The sequence below is a fragment of the Gordonia sp. i37 genome (genome assembly GCF_002043085.1).
Taxonomy (GTDB): Bacteria; Actinomycetota; Actinomycetes; order Mycobacteriales; family Mycobacteriaceae; genus Gordonia; species Gordonia polyisoprenivorans.
On record NZ_MVPX01000611.1, the window covers coordinates 1 to 1,599 of the forward strand.

General features: G+C 62.6%; 2 pseudogenes. Both read right to left on the reverse strand.

Annotated elements, in window-relative coordinates:
• Positions 1-65: 65 nt before the first annotated feature.
• Positions 66-662, reverse strand: a pseudogene (locus B1964_RS28700) (DDE-type integrase/transposase/recombinase); the annotation flags it as partial.
• Between the two features lie 62 nt (positions 663-724).
• Positions 725-1,515: pseudogene (gene istB / locus B1964_RS28705) on the reverse strand (IS21-like element helper ATPase IstB).
• Positions 1,516-1,599: the final 84 nt, after the last annotated feature.

Genomic DNA, 1,599 nt, shown 5'->3' on the forward strand with positions numbered 1-1,599 from the left:
CGTGCTGCTCCCATACCGACATTCTCCTGGTGAGATCACGGTCTCCACCAGACCCAGGACGGTTCAGTGTGATTAGACTTCTCCACCACACCTTTGCGGTTACCCCGACGGGGTGGGCACACCTGCACTGACACCCCGTAGTGTTTGGCAACGCCGGCGAACTCGGCAGTCAACGCACCGGTCGAGGGGTGACATACCGTGGCCATCCGGTCAAAGCGCCACGACTTGGTGACCCCACCGAGTCGGCGGGTGATGCGGTCGATACCGGCGATCACCTGTGGTCGGGTCATATCCGGGGCCAGATAGCCGCGCCACTTGCCGGAATGCGCCAATGATCCGACAAGTAGATATGCTGTTGAACCCCAACCCCATTCGTCTGGTGGGTTCGGCAACTCCACCCAATCCCATTGGGTCTCTTCACCCGGCGGGTGCTCGATGATCGCATTCGCCCGTTCAGTCACCTGGGCGCAGTCCTCGCACTTCGGTCGCAGACCGCGGGCTCGAATCTGACGGGTGAGCGTCTGGTAGGACTGGGTGTAACCGAGATTCTCCAGTTCGTCGCACAGCGCGCGCGACCACAGGTGCGGATCCTCGCCCAGCCTGGCCGTCACGTAGGCCAGGAACGGTTCGAACGGATCGGTCTCCGGCTTCTTTCGTTCACCCTGTCATTTGCCACGGCTATGGGACCACGTGTTTGCCATGAGCATGGGACCACCGTGGCGCGTTATTGAGGATGCTCGTTGTGGTGTCGGCCGTCAATACGGGGGCGGTGGCGTTGTCGGTAGGACGGGCCTTCGATGACGAGAGTGTGGGCGCGTGAGGTGAGCCGGTCGATGGCTGATTGAGCGAGCAGGGCGTCGGCGGTCATGGTGAGCCATTCGGCGGGCTCGCGGTTGGAGGTGATGATGGTGGTCTTGGTTTGGCGTTCAACGACGAGTTCGTAGAAGTCGTTGGTTTCGGTGGCGTCGAGCGCGCGGAGTGCGAAGTCGTCGATGATCAGGATGTCGACGGCGGCGAGGCGGCGGAGTTCGGCGTCGACGCTGTTGTCGAGGCGGGCGGCTTTGAGGCGGTGAAACAGTTTGTCCGCACGCCCGAACACGACAGAGCGTCGGCGTCCGATAGCCATGTGGCCCAGTGCGTTAGCCAAATGGGTTTTGCCTACTCCGACGGGGCCCAGGAGGATGACGGAGTGTCCGGCGTCGAGGAACCGCAACGCGATCAGATCATCGAGGAGGGTGCGGTCATACCGCAGGTCGTCGGTGGCTTCCCAGTTCTCGATGCGCATGGCGGGGTTGAGGCCGGCTTTGGCTGATCGTCGTGCCGCTGAGCTGGATTCGCGTCGGGAGACTTCATCGGCGAGCAGTTGTTCGAGGAACCCGAGGTGCGAGGTCTTGTGCTGTCGGGCCAGAGCGGCGCGGGCGGGCAGCGTGTCGGCGAGCGCACCGAGTTTCAGTGTTTTGAGCAGCCGATCATGTCGGCGCCGAGCGGTTCGGGAGTCACGGGTCGGGTGGTCATCAGTTGTCCTGACTGTCTGATCCGTCCCGGTGTTTCCGGAGGGTTCGTCTCAAGGGAGAATGAAACCTATGGCAGTGGCAGGAT